The following is a 17,026-nucleotide window of genomic DNA, read 5'->3' as shown; positions in this document are numbered from 1 at the left end:
TTTCAGCATAGTTTATCGACAGGTATCTAAAAGTGTCGGATTAAAAATCAAAGGAATATTAGAAATGTTATTAGAACTTACTCAAGATTTAAATCCGCATCAGGCTTATCGTATTAAAAAACTAAAAAGAAAACTGAAACATGCGGAAAACTATGAAGAGTGGAAATCTATAGCGTTAAAACTGGATGAAGAAACGGGGGCACAGGAGTGGAAGCTGGATAATACCTCTCCATATTTTGATGCTGAAATTATTTCCCATCGGTTAAATTTATTACGCCGTTACCGTCTGCAAAATCGCACCCAAGATTTGATGTATATCTTACGAGAAGGATTTAGTCACGATGTTGCCAATATCGGGCATCCGATGCTATTTGCACATACCTATGTTGGAACTAAAAAAATAATTGAAGATTATATCGATGAAGTCAGTAATAGTTTGGCATTCATCGCTTCAGAAAGTTGCCAAGCTTTGTGTCATGAAAGTAAAAGGAAGTTTTTCGAAAACTGTGAAAAGGCCTATGGTCAGCCCGCACTGATGTTTTCAGGTGGGGCAACCTTAGGTTTATTCCATAGCGGTGTTTGTAAGGCATTAATGGAACAAGACTTAATGCCAAAAGTACTTTCTGGTTCAAGTGCTGGGGCAATCATGACGGCGATGCTGGGGGTAAATGAACCGGGTGAAATTCCAAATCTGCTCAGTGGTGACCAGTTTTATAGTGAAGCCTTTCACTTCCGTAGCTTAAAAGAATTAATCAAAGGCAATGGTGGTTTTGCAGATGTCCGATATCTTAAAAAGTTCTTGGTCGAAAATTTAGGTGATGTAACCTTTCAGGAGGCGTTTGAAAAATCAGGCTTGGATATCAATGTCACCGTCGCGCCTTATGATGTTTCCCAAGAAGATGTACGAATCATGAATAAATATACCTCACCAGATTTATTGGTCTGGAGTGCAGTATTGGCATCATGTGCTGTACCGGTTTTATTTCCACCTGTGCGTTTGATCAGTAAACGTTACGATGGTGTACATACCCCTTATTTGGCAAATACGCGTTGGGTGGATGGCAGTGTCCGTAATGATTTCCCTCAAGAGCGCATGTCACGTCTTTATAATTTGAATTACACCATTGCCAGTCAGGTTAATCCACATATTGTACCGTTTATGCAGAATGATGAAGAACGTTACCGTAGAGATTTACTGAGTTGGCCTGAACGTATTGTGCGTAGTCAAGGACGCATGGCTGCAATGGGGATCATGGACTTTGCCAGAGGCCGTATGGGACGAGTTCCTTCTATGCGTCGTTTACTCGATCACGGTTACGGTATTATTGACCAGCGCTACTATGGTGATGTCAATATTATTGGGGAGTATAGTCTGCGCCATTATAGCTATATGTTACAGAACCCACGCCCATATCTATTCAAGCTGTTGCAACGAGAAGGTGAGCGTGCAACTTGGCCAAAAATTTCAAGCATAGAAACACATGCGCGTATTGGTAAAACAATCCAACATTGTCTAGAAGTTTTGAATCATCCAATGACGAAAGATATACCCGCAGAACAATTGACCGAAGTATGAGCCAAAGCAGAATTCTTCCAGTTGCATATAATTCAATCCAAAGTCAAAAATTTGGTCGCCGTGTTTATCAAATTCAACAGGGACAGCAATGGTTTTGGTTGAAATTACAGCTCAAAAATTCAAATCGCTATTATAAACAGCACTTTTTCAATGAACTGAACTGTTATAGCGAGTTGAATGCATTGGAGACTGAAGCTCAACCTGTATTGTTAAATTTCTCAATATTTGATCCATTTCAGCAATTTAAAATTGAAGAAGAGGTCATTGATCAAGCTTTATGGGTGGAAGATGCCCCAAAGCTTTTTCAGGATCTGCCTGATCGACTTAGTTTGGCTGAAATTGGTAAGCGATTAGTACTCAGCTTAGATGTGCTTGAACATTTGCATGACTATGGTTATCTGCATGGCGATATCAAAGTTGAGCACTTTCGAGTTAAGGATGAAAAAAGTTATCTGATTGACTTTGAACAGGCTGTAAACATCGCACAAGACGCAAATTTAACCAGTATCACAACACATACAGCAACACCAAGATATATGGCGCCTGAATTGTTTCATGCGCAACCAAAATCATTTCAATCTGATATTTATGCGTTGGGAATCGTTTGGTTGGAGTGGTTGACACAACAGCGCTTATCGGCGAAAAGCTATCAAGATTGGGCATTTTTGCATTGTCAGCAGTTAAATGTGGTGTTACCACAGCAATTTAAAATTTTTGAAATGGTTTTAACAGCGATGTTAATGAAAAAAATAGGGCAACGTTGCTCAAATATTTATCAAATAAAACAAGTATTAAGCCAAATTGTTTAAACAAAAAGCAGTATTTGCAACATTTGTTTTTTATTTAAACAAACGAGTGTCTTTTTCGAAAAAAGGGCTTGTCATAATAAAACGATCTCTATAATATACACAGCCATTGGGGACGTGGCGAAATTGGTAGACGCACTGGATTTAGGTTCCAGCGCCGCAAGGTGTGAGAGTTCGAGTCTCTCCGTCCCCACCAAGCAATTCATTTTGTGGTACTAAAACAAAATGAAGGGTTATAGAGGATTGGTGTAATGGTAGCATGACGGTCTCCAAAACCGTTCGTCAAGGTTCGAATCCTTGATCCTCTGCCAAGTTATTTAAAATGACTACAGCGTTAGTTTTTATTCGGGGACGTGGCGAAATTGGTAGACGCACTGGATTTAGGTTCCAGCGCCGCAAGGTGTGAGAGTTCGAGTCTCTCCGTCCCCACCAAATTTAAAAAAGCATGATGAAAATCATGCTTTTTTTTATGCCTAAATTTTTATTCTGGCTATGCTATATTTTGATCACAGGTTTTTGGGAATTAAAATTTTATCCAGATCAATAAAAAGACCTAAACGTAATCGTTTAGGTCTTTTCAAAGAGAAACTTCATTTAGACACTTACTAAGCCTTTAAGTGATCCTCAAACTCTTCACCGAGCTGCATTGCTAAGTTATTACCAGATAAATCACAAGTGACTAAACCATATTCTTTTTTAAAGCTGAAAGTAAATCCTTTTCCATCAGCTAAATTTTTTACTGAATAGCCTAATTTTTCTAACCAAATACGAAAAGCGATTAAATTCTTTGCCTTTACAACCTTTTTCACAGAAGATCTCCTTAATTCCTGCCTATAAATTTAATAGGGGTGATCATTAAATTTTTAAAGGGGAAATTTGATGAAACTTATTTTTTATATCAATATTTGAGCAATTTGAGAAATGACGCTTTTGTATCAATGCGTATTTTTTTGCTATCAATATGGATGAAATGTGAATTTACTTAAAAATTTTGAAATAAAACAACCAATTAATTAAATATGAAAACTGTGCTTGTAATATTTTGATGCAAAGATATCGTTTTAAAAAAGCAGAATTTTTCTCATTTTTACTTTGGCTAAATGTAAGTAAATTTAACAGAAGTATAGGTTATTATGCCTGTATGGGATGATGTTGATCTAAGAAATCTAAAATATCGCCAAACAGTTGTGTCTGATCTTTGCCTAAAGTCATGAGATGCCCTGTATTGGGATAACTTTTAATCTGTTTTTTTGTAGAATTCACATGATTATAAATGGTTTGTGCACTGGATTGATAATGTGCATCATCTAACTCGCCATACAATAAAAAAATAGGTGCACGAATTAAAGAAGCATTGCTTATGGTTGCGGCAACAAACTGATGAAATGCCTGTAGTTGTATTGCTGCTTTATTTTCTAAGCTTTTTAAGTCTAGCTCTACATTGCTATTCTGAAATTGATGAAGATATTCGGCATAGTGTTCTAATCGCTTAAAAAGATCATTTACACTTCGATCCTGTGGCGCAGACATGCTAATACAAGCATCAATTGGAAAGTGCTCAGTGAGTTTTAACGATAAAATTGCACCTAAAGAAACCCCAATGACAGCAATATGCTTATAACCCTGATTTTCTAAGAGTTGATAAGCATTATATGCATCTTGCCACCAATCATCTGTAGTGTAATTGAGAAACTCATCAATCGTTAAACCATGCCCGGCGTAGCTAGGTGCATAGCAAGTGTAGCCATGTTTATGCAGAAATTTTGCTAAGGCCTTCATATCTTGAACGGTGCTGGTATAGGCATGTAATAACAGTACCGCCCGCTGAGAGGCTTTTAAAAACAGAGGCTTGGGCTGGCGCAGTTTTAACATTGTGGGGACAATAATCGTGATTGCTTAAAAATGATCTTTCAATGCACGAATACGCGCAAATTCTTCAGCACTTTCGACACGTAAAAAAGGATTGGTTTCAAGCTCAAGTTCAATGGTGCTGGGCAAGGTGATTTTCCCATGTTCACGGAGCTGTTTGATTTCTTCGGCACGTTGTTGTATTGCTCGGTTCTCTGGCTCGATATGCAAAGCAAATTGTGCATTAGAAAGCGTATATTCATGGGTGCAGTAAACTTTGGTTCTTGGTGGTAAAGCAGCGAGACGATTGAGAGAGTGATAAAACTGCTCTGCGGTTCCTTCAAACATACGTCCACACCCCATAGCAAAAAGGGTATCACCACAGAAAACACTGTCTAATGCATCAATAAAATAAACGACATGCCCTAGGGTGTGACCTGGCACAGCGATAATGTCGATGTTTAATCCATGAAATTCAAATTGATCATCGTGTTGCAGCGGGTAGGTAATAAAAGGAATGTGACTCAGTTCAGCGCGTGGCCCATAAACAGGAATATTATGATCTGCGATTAATTCTGGAACACCACCAATATGGTCTTTATGCCAGTGTGTGAGCCAAATTTGTTTTAAATTCAGCTGATGTTCAAGGCAATAATCTTCAACGAGTGATGCTTCAGTGGGGTCAATTGCAACGACATCATGGCTTTGACTGTCTTCGATCAGCCAAATATAGTTTTGTAATTGATTTTTTACATCTATGACGTGAATTTTAAATTGCATCGTTGAATTCCATGGATATGCTGACACAAATTTAATAGCAAAATCAGGCTATAGACAAGTTAGAAAACTGATTACAGTCTTTTTTATGTGAAAACATATGTAATTCGACAGTACTGCATGCTGTTTGCTTAAACAAACTAGTCATATGGTAGGTTATTCTTTTAGAGAATAGTATATAGATCAATATGCTATTCTCAATAAAACTTAACAGGCCATCCCTTGGTTGATTTCTAATTTGCTCAGTTTGCCATTTTTAAAACTAAAATCGACATAACTGCGATAGCCTGTTTCAAATTCAGCAGGATTTTTTAAAAACTCTTTGGCTTCCGATGCCGTTAAAATTAAAACACTGGTGCCTGTTTTGGCGCTGTTTGGGAAGTCTTTTTTAAATTGATTCATGCTATACAGATTAGTGATGGGTTTATTGTTAATCAGGATTGTATCCGTGATCGCTGGCGCATTTGACCAAGAAAGCCAAACTCGTCCTTTGGTTGTGCCAAGTTGTTGAAAATTATTTTTGCCTTTATAGAAAGTCTCAGACTTAATCTGTGGATTGTCTTCACTATAAATTTCAAACATCAGTTTTTTCCCTGATGCAGTAGAGCTTGAGTATTCATAGTTACCACTACATTCTGAAAATGCTTTTGTAGTTTTTTGAGAGGTGTTTCCGAGCAACTTTTCAATTTGCGTTGCACTTAGCGCTTGGTTGAGCTCTACACCATTGACTTTTACTGTGGTGGTGTAATCGTCTGAAGCTTGCGCAAAACTACAAATAGGTAGCATAAGGAGTAGTGAGGCGATTGTTTGTGTAAAATTATTCATTTCAAATATTTCTTAAGTTTTCTATAACATAATTAGTTCTGACTGATTGATCAAGAGCAGATGATCAAATGAGTGGAATTAAAGTGGATAGGACTAAGCAAGTATAGAATCAAGTACGGATCTATAAATTTTATAAGTATTTATATCTGTAGCTAACTCAAGAAATAAAAAATACCCTCAACAAGGAGGGTATGATTTTAGAAAAAAGAACAGCTGGAAATGGCAAGCAAGGATTATCGAAGCTTTGATAACCAATTTCCAAGACTCTGTACAATTTGTACAAGGATCAATAAGACAATCACGGTGAGATAAACCACACTTTGATCGAAACGTTGATAACCATAAGAAATTGCTAAATCACCAATACCGCCAGCGCCTACAGCACCCGCCATTGCTGTTGCACCAATCAAGCTAATGGTTGCTGTGGTAAGGCTCAAAATGAGTGAGCTACGGGATTCAGGGATAATAAACTTAAAAATAATCTGCCAAGGCGATGCACCCATTGCTTGTGCAGACTCAATGATCCCTTCATTCACTTCAAGCAATGATGTTTCTACAAGACGACCAATATAAGGACCAACATAAATGGTCAACGGTACAATCGCTGCCCAAGTACCGATTGTTGTACCCACGATCGCTTTGGTCAGTGGAAAAACCGCAATCAATAGAATAATAAAGGGGAGCGAGCGTAGTGCATTGACGATAGGATTTAAAATCTGATAGACAGCACGATTGGGTAAAATGCCATTAGGGCGAGTGACCAGCAAGGTAATTGCTTGAATAAAGCCCCAAATGGTACCAAACAGCATTGCAAAAATGACCATTTGAATGGTTTCTTGCATCGCTGTAACAAATTGGTCAATGCTTAAAGAGCTTTTCCAAAATGGTGCAGTAAGCGTAGTGAGCCATTGTACAATGAGTTCTCTCATAGTCTAACTCCTGACTGTTCCACCTTGACCCCATTTTTTTCAAAGAAATCTATGGTTTGGCGAATGCTTTCAGCATCTCCCAAAAGTTGTATAAACATTTGACCGATGACTGAGCCATTAATTTCAGTCATATTGGCAAATAAAATATTTAAGCTGACATCAAATTGCTTAATTGCTGCTTGTACCACAGTCTCTTGCGCTGAAGTACCCAAAAATTGCAGGCTATAAATACTTTTATGATTTTGATTTTCGAGATTGTTTAAGATATTAACAGGGAGCTGTTGCTGTAAAACAGTTTGAATAAAATTTTTCGTCGTCGGGTGTTGCGGTTGACTAAAAATTTCTAAGGTAGAGCCAGTTTCAATCACTTTGCCTTGTTCCATGACCGCAACATAATCACAAACAGATTCAATCACATCCATTTCATGCGTAACCATGACAATGGTAATCCCTTGCTCTTGATTAATCTTTTTAAGCAAAGCGAGAACAGATTTCGTGGTTTGTGGATCAAGTGCAGAGGTTGCCTCATCACAAAGTAAAATTTTGGGGTGGTTGGCCAAGGCGCGTGCAATACCGACACGTTGCTTTTGTCCTCCCGAGAGTTCATCTGGAAAAGCATCTTTTTTGTGCTTTAGATCAATAAACTCAAGTAACTCATTTAAACGTTTTTCACGTTGGTCTTTAGTGACACTCAGCAACTTTAACGGCATTTCAATATTGTCAGCTACAGTTTTGGTTTGTAGCAAATTGAAATGCTGAAAAATCATGCCTATATTTGCACGTTCTTGACGTAATGCACGTGCATCAAGTGCCGTAAAGTCTTTTTGATTAATGATGACTTGTCCTTGGTTGGGACGCTCAAGCAAGTTAATCAAACGGATTAAGGTACTTTTACCTGCACCACTATAGCCGATAATGCCAAAAATACTGCCCGCTGGAATCTCAAGATTAATCTGATCCAGTGCACGTATGGTTTGACCTTTCAACTCATAGTGTTTTGAAATGTTTTTAAATTCAATCATATCGTCAAAAACTATAGCAAAAAGAAAAAACAGGCAAATTCACTTTGCCTGTTTTATGAGGGCCTGTAGACCTTTCATAAAAGAATGGTCAATAGACCTGATCCATTATAAAACTATTTTGATTCTGTAAGATAGCTTACAGGTTTATTCACATCAACTTTAGTTCCACCGAAGTGTTCTTGAACATATTTACCTACAGCAGGAACATGATATAACTCACCCACTTTTTTCAAAAGGGCATCGTCTTTACGTGCATCTGCAACAGCAAGTACGTTGACATTCATTTTGGTTGTTTGGTCAACTGGCTCATAATAAACCGAATCTTTAAGCACGTTTAAACCGCCTTCCATTGCCAAAGTATTACCTAAAACAATTGCATCAACTTCATCTTTAGCACGTACCGCAGTCGCCATTTGAATAGGTTTGATAACAATTTTCTTTGCATTTTCAGTAATATCAGCAGGCGTGCCTTTAACTAAATCAAAGCCATCTTTCAATTTGATGAGACCAGCAGATTGTAAAAGTAACAATGCACGCGATTCATTTGCGCCATCATTTGGAATAGCAATGGTTGCACCATTGGCAAACTCTTCAACTTTTTTAACTTTACTAGAATAAATACCCATTGGCTCTAAATATGTTGTAGAGATTGGTGCAATTTTTTCTTTGTTGGATTGATTGAAAGCAACAAGATATGCATAAGATTGAAATGCATTGATATCGACTTCTTTGTTTGCCACAGCAGTATTCATTGCAACATAATCAGTGAAGTTTTTAACTTCTAATTTAATTCCAGCTTGCTTTGTTTCTGGTAGTGTTGCGATATAGCGCCAAATATCGGCATCTGAACCTGTAGAAGCCATGGTAACGACTTGTTCTTTACCTGCATCTGCTTGAGCAGCATCATTTTTTGGAGCTTCTTGTTTTCCACAAGCAGAAAGAGTAAGCACAGACGCGCTAAGTAAAACGCCAAACAGCTTTTTCATGAATAAATCCTAAGTAGCAAATGCAGTAGAATTTTGTCCTTTGCATTCTCGATCATTTAAATCGAATTTTTAACATTTTGAAAATAAATAATGCGGTGACGTACTTGTCTGATTGCGCTATCTATATTCTTTACATTTGAGGATTAGCAGTATGTTTTAAAAGAATTTTAATTGTTTAAAACAGACTCTAAAGATTTGTTTATCATATCAATAAATGAAAATTATACATAGTGGCTACGTGTTGATATTGGGTAGCGATGTCGTTGCATGAATATCAATTTTTTTATTAATTTAATAAAGAAAACAAATGCTTTTGTTGAATGCTAAACGATAAATGATTAAATTTTATACTTATTCATAATATATAAATTTTTTAGGATTTATTATCTTTTTTTTAAATAAGTAAAATAAACTTAGATCTGCATTTATAGCAGTGCTCTGATAAGCGTTATTTCAGATTGTTAGGCGAAATAGGGTGATTTTATTCAAACAGTGATTGACATTGACACTACTGTCATACTTTAGCATGAAGATCTTATATACATCAAAGAGATCAATAAATGAAATTAATCATCTTACTTTTAAGCAGTTTGTTATTGCTAAATACTGTATATGCTCAAAATAATGTTTATATCATTCATGGCTATGGTGCAAAGGTGGATGATCATTGGTTTGATTATATTGAGGAAAATTTACAAGATAAAAATACTAAAGTTGTAAAGATCGCGTTACCGAATTCAAGCAATCCAAATCTTTTACAGTGGAAGCAAACCTTAAAAAATAATGTTGCTCAAATTGATCAGCATACATTTTTTGTTGCGCACAGTTTAGGATGTATTACGCTGCTTGATTTTCTGTCTGAATTGGATTTTCAACAGATAGGTGGTGTTGTCTGTGTATCTGGATTTTCGAATAAATTGGCAGTATTACCTCAACTGGATTCATATATCGCTGAAACAAATAAGGATTTTTCTTTTAAAAATAAAATATTAAATCGAAAAATGTTTATATCGAGTAATGATCAATATGTTCCAACTGATTTAAGTATCTCGTTGGCAGAAAAATTAGAGTTTCCTTATGAGATTATTCCCAATGCTGGACATTTTCTAGCGAGTGATGGATATCGGGAATTTCCTCAATTATTAGATTGGCTTCAAATGGTCATTGGTGGTGTTGTGTTGAGGCGGTAGGTGATTCAAATGATTCAGCGAAAAATCAATCAAGGTAATTAATCTTATATTTATTATTCTGGAAGAGCATTACTCACTAAAAATTTACCAAATAAAAAACCCGCCTTGGCGGGTTTTACAACTCAATCGAGTTTAAGCATTTTCACGAGCAATCGCACGGTAACCAATATCTTTGCGGTATTGGACACCATCAAAAGTCACTTTTTGGCAAAGTTCCAAGGCTTTTGCTTGCGCTTCACCAATTGTGTTACCCAATGCAGTTACGCAAAGTACACGACCGCCAGCAGTCACTACATCACCATTGGCATTGTTTGCAGTACCTGCATGGAAAACTTTAGCATCTGTCATTTGGATATCTAGACCCGAAATCACATCATCTTTGCTCGAAGTTTCAGGATAGCCTTTAGACGCAAGCACAATACCAACAGTTTTACGCTCATCCCACTCAGCTTCAGTGGGTAAGTTACCAGCAATACCAGCTTCAACTAAATCAACCAAAGAAGATTTTAAGCGCATCATGATCGGTTGAGTTTCAGGGTCACCAAAACGGCAGTTAAATTCAATGACACGAGGTTGCCCTTGCTCATCGATCATCAAACCAGCATACAAGAAACCTGTGTAGGTATGACCATCAGCCTTCATACCATCTACAGTTGGACGCATAACTTCTTTCATGACTCTGTCAAAAACATCTGCAGTCACAACTGGGGCAGGGGAATACGCACCCATACCACCCGTATTTGGACCTTGATCAGCTTCAAAGATACGTTTATGGTCTTGTGACGTTGCCATAGGAAGGATGTTGTCACCATCAATCATACAAATGAACGATGCTTCCTCACCATCAAGGAATTCTTCAATAACAACACGCGAACCTGCATCACCAAATTTATTGCCTGCAAGCATGTCATCAATTGCATCAAACGCTTCTTGATTGGTCATCGCAACAATGACGCCTTTACCCGCAGCAAGGCCATCTGCCTTAATTACGATTGGTGCGCCATTTTTTTCTACAAATGCTTTGGCTGCATCCACTTCAGTGAATACATCATAGAATGCTGTAGGAATGTTATGACGTTTTAAAAAATGTTTGGCGAAAGCTTTAGAGCCTTCAAGTTGTGCTGCAAATTGGGTCGGTCCCCAAATTTTAAGGCCAGCTGCTCGTCCTGCATCAACCACACCATTTACAAGCGGTGCTTCAGGACCAACAATAATGAGGTCAACTGCATTATTTTTTGCAAAGTCGATAATGGCAGGGTTGTTGAGAATATCTAAAGCAACATTTTCACATTTATGTTCAGTTGCTGTACCCGCATTTCCTGGTGCAACAAAAACTTTAGTGACTTGATCGTCTTGCGCAATTTTCCATGCCAATGCATGTTCACGACCACCACTACCCAAAACTAATATGTTCATCTTATGTATCCTTTTTTAATCCCTCCCAGCCTCCCTTTATACAGGAAGGGGTATCACGAATTTAAAGAGTCCTGTGGTTCGTGACAAGTCCCTCTTATGAAAAGAGGGACTTAGGGGGATTTTTAAATAATGATTTATTGTGAATTAGTGACGGAAATGACGCATACCCGTGAAGACCATTGCAATACCAGCTTCATCTGCTGCTGCAATTGTTTCTTCATCACGCATTGAACCACCCGGTTGAATAATACATTTGATACCGGCTTTTGCAGCGTTATCAATACCATCACGGAATGGGAAGAATGCATCAGATGCCATAACAGCACCTTCAACCACTAAACCTGCATGTTCAGCTTTGATCGCTGCGATACGTGCAGAGTTTACACGGCTCATTTGACCAGCACCGACACCAATGGTTTGACGGCCTTTAGCATAAACAATAGCATTGGATTTAACGTATTTGGCAACTTTCCAAGCAAAGATTAAATCATCGATTTCTGCTTCAGTAGGGGCACGCTTAGTTACCACTTTAAGATCATCTTTGGTGATCATACCGAGGTCTTGGTCTTGAACCAATAAACCGCCATTGACACGTTTATAATCGTATTGTGAAGCACGTTCATCAATTTTAGGAAGTTCGCCACATACCAGAACACGAACATTTTTCTTTGCGCCAGTCACTTCAAGTACACCATCGGCAATACTTGGTGCAATAATCACTTCAACAAATTGACGGTCAACAATTGCTTGAGCTGTAGCAACATCTAACTCACGGTTAAATGCAATGATGCCACCAAATGCTGATTCTGGGTCAGTTGCATAAGCAAGATCGTATGCAGTTTTAAGACCATCTAACGATACTGCAACACCACATGGATTTGCATGTTTAACAATGACACACGCTGGTTTTGCAAATGATTTGACACATTCAAGTGCTGCATCTGTATCTGCGATATTGTTATAAGAAAGTTCTTTACCTTGTAACTGCTTAGCAGTTGAAACCGATGCTTCAGTTGCAGTCGATTCTACATAGAAAGCAGCTGATTGATGTGGATTTTCACCATAACGAAGATCTTGTACTTTATTTAACTGGGTATTGAAAGTACGGGCAAATTTGTCTGCTTGACCTTCTTCTTTACCAACACGTGCACCGAGGTAAGAAGCAATCATGCCGTCATATTGGGCAGTATGTTCAAATGCTTTTACCGCTAAATCGAAACGTGTCGCATAAGATAAAGCGCCATCTGCTTTAAGTTCTGCAATTACAGTTGCATAATCAGTTGCATTTACGATGATACCCACAGATGCATGGTTTTTCGCAGCTGCACGAACCATTGTTGGGCCACCAATGTCAATATTTTCAATTGCATCTGCAAGCGAGCAGTCTGGTTTAGCAACAGTGGCTGCAAAAGGATAAAGGTTTACGACAACGAGATCGATTGCATCGATGTTGTGTTCAGCCATGACAGCTTCGTCTAGACCACGACGAGCCAAAATGCCTCCATGAATTTTAGGATGCAGTGTTTTTACACGACCATCCATCATTTCTGGGAAGCCTGTGTGCTCTGAAACTTCAACTACAGCCACATTGTTGTCTTTAAGCAACTTATATGTACCGCCAGTAGATAAAATTTCCACCCCAAGAGCAACAAGGTTCTGGGCAAATTCAACGATCCCGGTTTTATCAGAAACAGAGATTAAAGCGCGTTTAATAGTCATGATCTTCGTCAACAGTTTTTAAGTCTAGAGATTGAACAGGTAGGCAAAATATAGGTAAAAAAAATGCCCACGCAAGCCGTGAGCATTTTATCATTTATTCACTCATTAAACCGTGAGCTTTTAACTTTTTGCGTAAAGTGCCACGGTTCAGTCCGAGAATCTCAGCAGCGCGAGTCTGATTCCCGCGTGTGTATTCTAAGACAACAGATAAAAGAGGTTTCTCCATTTCTGCTAGCACCATGTCGTACACTTGTGATGGTTGCTCACCTTGCAATTGTGCAAAATAGTGACGAACTGCGCGATCTACGTGAATACGAAGAGCGACGTCAGATTGTGCAGTAAAAATAGGAGATTTGCTATTCATGCGAGTTAATCCGAAAATCAAAATATTACTTGGGTAAAGTAATATATAAATGTGGTCTAAAAAAATCTGAGCTCCGTTTTAGATCCTAAAACGGTTGGCTCTAAAACAAGAACAATTAGCTTGCCACAAATCGTCGAGTTGAGTGAAAAATAAGCGTAACAATAGATTAATATTTGTTACAACACTCTTTTAAACAAAAAAATGTTCTACTTGCGCGATATTGGATATAAAGCACATAACAAAACAGTATTTTTTTTGAAAAAATGCGAGGAGTTTGCAGGACAAAGCTTTCGTGGCGCGTATGATACCATTGTCTAAGAAAAAATGAGCAAGAAAACTACATTTTTTTTCATTTTTTTATAATTTTTTTTAATTTTAAGGGTGAATAATGTCTAATTGGTACTGATCAAAACTTTTTCTTGGCTCTGTAACAACAAATTTAAAAGGATATGGGCTATTTTTAGGAATACGCTTAATTCCAACCAAACTTTCAATCAGATATTGCTCAGGTGTAATCACATGTGTAGCAATGACCTTATTTTGAGCTTTTAAGGTGACTCTTATTAGGGGTAATTCTAAGCTTTTAGAATATTGGTTATTGAGTTGACCCGAAAATTGAGTCTCGTCTCTACCAAGTGCTTTAACTTTAAGATGACTAATCACAATTTGTTTATAGCGTTGATCAACAGTATCACACTGTAAGACGGCACAGGTTTGGGTAAAGACAGTATTTAAAAACGGATAACGATCAGTTAAGTTTGGATTAAACCAAAGGATTTGAAATAATAAAATGCTGAGTAGGGCAAGGTTGATCAAGCTCCACGCCAGATAATAAAACGTACTTTTGGGTTTTATTAAATGTTGCCCGTAGTTATTTAAACCTTGTGATAGGTTTAAGCTTGGAATGTTATTGACCGGTTCATTGTTGAAATAATTCAAATTGTTTAAGTATGTTCTTAAATCAATATTGGAGTTTTCAATTTTACGATTAAAAATATCTAAGACATTGGTTTCGATTTGTCGTTTCGTCGTAATGAGGTTTTGTGCCTGATTTTGCACGACAGTATCAGGATCGATCTTGGGTTGAGCAGGTTGACTGTTTTGTAGATGGATTAATGCATTAAAATTATGTGAACATTTCGGACAACAAACCATACCCTGCGCAACAGTGAGTTGCGTAACTGATACTTTATAAACTGAAGCACAATTTGGGCATCGGGTTTGTTTTTCGGTCATAAATATTTATATTTTCATAGATTAAACAGCCTTACGCGACCCAGAAATTCTGCACCAGGTTTCTTCACGTTTCTCGACTTCTACTATATCAAAAAATTCAGAATAAATACTAGAAACATCAGTAACTTGCTCTTCAATTACGCCAGCAAGTGCGAACTCTCCCTCAGATTTAATCAAAGTTGAGAATTCTTTAGCAAGTGACATAAGTGGACCTGCAAGAATATTTGCAACTAAAATATCAGCCTGTTGGTTTTTAAATTCTGCATTGAACTCTTCAGGTAATCCAACATAAAGATTTTCAAGAACGCCATTCAGCTCAGCATTTTGTTTGGTTGCTAAGACGGCTTGAGGGTCAATATCTGTTGCATAGACTTTCTTTGCACCTAAAAGTAGTGCTGCAACACCGAGGATGCCTGAACCACAACCATAATCAATCACCACTTTATCTTTAACATCGGTTTTGCCTAACCATTGCAGACAAAGGAAAGTAGATGCATGGTTACCTGTACCAAACGCTAAGCCTGGGTCAAGTTTGATATTGACTGCATCCGCTTCTGGTGGCTCTATCCATTCAGGCACGATCCAATACTTTTCACCAATTTGAATTGGTTCATAGTAATCCATCCAAGAACGTTCCCATACTTGGTCTTCAAGAAATTCACTACGCATCGGTTCAGTTGGGAGTTGAGTGCGAATAAATGTTTCTAGTGCTGTTACATCAATGTCTTCGCCTTCTTCTTGCGCGTAGATTCCTGTAACAATCACTTTATTCCACAGCGGAGTTTCACCTGGGAGTGGTTCAAGCAAGTCTTGGTTTTCAGCATCATCTAATGTCACGCTGACTGCGCCTAAAGAACTTAACAAGGTTTCAGTAAATTCAACTTGAGCTTGTTCTACAGTAATATGAATTTGTAACCACTTCACGGCAAAGACCTAAATCGTTTTCTTAAAGGCAGTATTGTAGCCGAAACTGGGAAGTTACGCTTATATTCAGTAGGAAAATAAAAAATGGATGCTTAAGCATCCATTTTAGTTGAGGCACATAATGGCTTTATATCGCAGGTTCAATTTCAGTTGTAGCATGTCTTGAAATTAAGGCACCAAAAATAGCAGCGAAAATATACATAAAGATTGAGTAAACAGCGGCAGGCATTGCGACAGTAGAATTTGCGATGACAGTCAAAGCAATCGTCATGGCTAAGGTACTATTATGAATGCCGATCTCAAATGCACATGCGCGTGCTTGAGCACTATTAATACCAAGTAATCTTGGAACAAAGTAGCCAATAACCAGACTGCAAATACAGAAAATCACCGTGGCTAGGCCAACTTGAGTCAGGTACTCCATGATATGTGCACGTTCTTTGGTGATTGCCCCAATAATAATGAGAATCAAAAATACCACTGAGAAAATTCGTAAAGGTTTACTTAATTTTTCAGTAAAGTGTGGTGCATAATGTCGAATGAGCATGCCGATACACACAGGAATTAAAATAATTGCAAAGACTTGCAGTATCTTACTGAACTGCATGGTGATTTGTTGCCCATCATTCATAAAGTATTGAATCGAAAAGTTTACGATTAAAGGCAAGGTAAAGGCAGCAATGACCGAGTTAATTGCAGTTAAGGTAATATTAAGTGCAATATCCCCTTTAAATAAATAACTAAATAGATTGGCGGTACTTCCTCCAGGTGAGGCTGCAAGTAACATTAAACCAACGGCAAGCAAAGGTGGGAGTGCAAGCACTTTACAAATGATAAAAGCGATACCGACCAAAAGTACCAACTGACAGAATAACGCAATCAATACGGCTTTAGGGTGTTTAGAAACTCGCGCAAAATCTTTTGGAGTAAGTTCTAAACCTAGTCCAATCATAATAATGGCGAGGGCGAGGGGAAGCATTATGGTAATTATCCCTGAATCCATAGTTTCATCCTTTTTGTTGTTTTGACATCAATTCAATATGTGAATATTCCGTACTCGATTTGAGTGTAATCGAAAGGTATCGAATTGAAAAATGAAATCTATGACTCAGAAATCTTCTTGGAAATATGTGTTTTAAATATATAGCATTAGGCCGAATAACAATTGATTCATCGTAGATGTAAAACTATATGGATACTGATATTAATCAAGTCTACACAGACTTGAAATAAAAAAGGTGCTCCATTTTTCAATGGAACACCTTTTTGCTCAGACATGCTATTTATAAAAGCAGGAATTTATAAAAGCATATGCCTATGCTTAACGCAGATTATTGCGCTTGGATCGGATCTTCGCTTGGAGCGGCTTGACTCGGTTGCTCCATGGCAGGTTGTTCTGCTTGTGATG

General features: G+C 37.8%; 16 protein-coding genes and 3 tRNA genes. 6 read left to right on the top strand and 13 right to left on the bottom strand.

Annotation, left to right across the window (positions count from 1 at the left end):
• Positions 1-64: 64 nt before the first annotated feature.
• From ASC84_RS03910 to ASC84_RS03890, 5 genes are all read left to right on the top strand, one after another.
• Positions 65-1,576 (top strand): DUF3336 domain-containing protein, encoded by a 1,512-nt coding sequence (locus tag ASC84_RS03910; protein ID WP_056511973.1) that lies wholly within the window; start codon positions 65-67, stop codon positions 1,574-1,576.
• Positions 1,573-2,385, top strand: a complete 813-nt coding sequence (locus ASC84_RS03905) for a protein kinase (RefSeq protein WP_056511970.1) — start codon at positions 1,573-1,575, stop codon at positions 2,383-2,385. Before ASC84_RS03910 ends, ASC84_RS03905 begins: the two co-directional genes overlap by 4 nt.
• A gap of 108 nt (positions 2,386-2,493) precedes the next feature.
• Positions 2,494-2,578 (top strand) — tRNA-Leu (locus tag ASC84_RS03900).
• Between the two features lie 41 nt (positions 2,579-2,619).
• Positions 2,620-2,693, top strand: a tRNA-Trp gene (locus ASC84_RS03895).
• 36 nt (positions 2,694-2,729) lie between these two features.
• Positions 2,730-2,814, top strand: a tRNA-Leu gene (locus ASC84_RS03890).
• A 173-nt stretch (positions 2,815-2,987) separates the two neighbouring features.
• Here the strand turns inward: ASC84_RS03890 and ASC84_RS03885 are convergent.
• From ASC84_RS03885 to ASC84_RS03855, 7 genes are all read right to left on the bottom strand, one after another.
• Entirely contained in the window at positions 2,988-3,191 is a 204-nt protein-coding gene (locus ASC84_RS03885; protein ID WP_004719296.1) for a hypothetical protein, read from the bottom strand.
• Between the two features lie 322 nt (positions 3,192-3,513).
• On the bottom strand, positions 3,514-4,254 hold the full coding sequence (locus ASC84_RS03880; RefSeq protein WP_056511968.1) for a carboxylesterase: 741 nt from the start codon (positions 4,252-4,254) through the stop codon (positions 3,514-3,516).
• 24 nt (positions 4,255-4,278) lie between these two features.
• Positions 4,279-5,010, bottom strand: a complete 732-nt coding sequence (gloB, locus tag ASC84_RS03875) for a hydroxyacylglutathione hydrolase (RefSeq protein WP_004719298.1) — start codon at positions 5,008-5,010, stop codon at positions 4,279-4,281.
• 204 nt (positions 5,011-5,214) lie between these two features.
• Complete coding sequence (locus ASC84_RS03870; RefSeq protein ID WP_056511965.1) at positions 5,215-5,832, bottom strand: hypothetical protein; 618 nt, start codon at positions 5,830-5,832, stop codon at positions 5,215-5,217.
• 233 nt (positions 5,833-6,065) lie between these two features.
• Positions 6,066-6,761: a methionine ABC transporter permease gene (locus ASC84_RS03865; RefSeq protein WP_034613374.1), complete on the bottom strand. Its 696-nt coding sequence runs from the start codon at positions 6,759-6,761 to the stop codon at positions 6,066-6,068.
• Positions 6,758-7,783, bottom strand: a complete 1,026-nt coding sequence (locus ASC84_RS03860) for a methionine ABC transporter ATP-binding protein (RefSeq protein WP_056511962.1) — start codon at positions 7,781-7,783, stop codon at positions 6,758-6,760. The genes ASC84_RS03865 and ASC84_RS03860 overlap by 4 nt, the downstream gene beginning before the upstream one ends.
• Positions 7,784-7,896: 113 nt before the next feature.
• Positions 7,897-8,769 (bottom strand): MetQ/NlpA family ABC transporter substrate-binding protein, encoded by an 873-nt coding sequence (locus ASC84_RS03855; protein ID WP_056511959.1) that lies wholly within the window; start codon positions 8,767-8,769, stop codon positions 7,897-7,899.
• Positions 8,770-9,329: 560 nt separating this feature from the next.
• Between ASC84_RS03855 and ASC84_RS03850 the strand changes: the two genes are divergently transcribed.
• Complete coding sequence (locus ASC84_RS03850) at positions 9,330-9,959, top strand: alpha/beta hydrolase (protein WP_056511955.1); 630 nt, start codon at positions 9,330-9,332, stop codon at positions 9,957-9,959.
• A gap of 132 nt (positions 9,960-10,091) precedes the next feature.
• On the opposite strand, the gene purD is transcribed toward ASC84_RS03850, so the two are convergent.
• The 6 genes from purD to ASC84_RS03820 form a co-directional block, all read right to left on the bottom strand.
• Positions 10,092-11,375 (bottom strand): phosphoribosylamine--glycine ligase, encoded by a 1,284-nt coding sequence (gene purD, locus ASC84_RS03845; protein WP_056511952.1) that lies wholly within the window; start codon positions 11,373-11,375, stop codon positions 10,092-10,094.
• A 144-nt stretch (positions 11,376-11,519) separates the two neighbouring features.
• A complete protein-coding gene (gene purH / locus ASC84_RS03840) occupies positions 11,520-13,094 on the bottom strand; it encodes a bifunctional phosphoribosylaminoimidazolecarboxamide formyltransferase/IMP cyclohydrolase (RefSeq protein ID WP_056511950.1) in 1,575 nt (524 codons plus the stop codon).
• 94 nt (positions 13,095-13,188) lie between these two features.
• A complete protein-coding gene (fis, locus tag ASC84_RS03835; protein ID WP_001086304.1) occupies positions 13,189-13,458 on the bottom strand; it encodes a DNA-binding transcriptional regulator Fis in 270 nt (89 codons plus the stop codon).
• A gap of 375 nt (positions 13,459-13,833) precedes the next feature.
• The gene (locus tag ASC84_RS03830; RefSeq protein WP_004719306.1) at positions 13,834-14,694 is read right to left on the bottom strand and encodes a zinc-ribbon and DUF3426 domain-containing protein; all 861 of its coding nucleotides are present in this window, start codon (positions 14,692-14,694) and stop codon (positions 13,834-13,836) included.
• A gap of 21 nt (positions 14,695-14,715) precedes the next feature.
• Complete coding sequence (gene prmA, locus ASC84_RS03825; protein WP_056511947.1) at positions 14,716-15,618, bottom strand: 50S ribosomal protein L11 methyltransferase; 903 nt, start codon at positions 15,616-15,618, stop codon at positions 14,716-14,718.
• 127 nt (positions 15,619-15,745) lie between these two features.
• Complete coding sequence (locus ASC84_RS03820) at positions 15,746-16,621, bottom strand: bile acid:sodium symporter family protein (RefSeq protein WP_056511944.1); 876 nt, start codon at positions 16,619-16,621, stop codon at positions 15,746-15,748.
• Positions 16,622-17,026: the final 405 nt, after the last annotated feature.

It is taken from the genome of Acinetobacter sp. Root1280 (assembly GCF_001425285.1).
GTDB lineage: Bacteria > Pseudomonadota > Gammaproteobacteria > Pseudomonadales > Moraxellaceae > Acinetobacter > Acinetobacter guillouiae.
The sequence above is the reverse complement of the archived record's forward strand: the minus strand, read 5'-3'. Positions and strand labels throughout refer to the sequence as shown.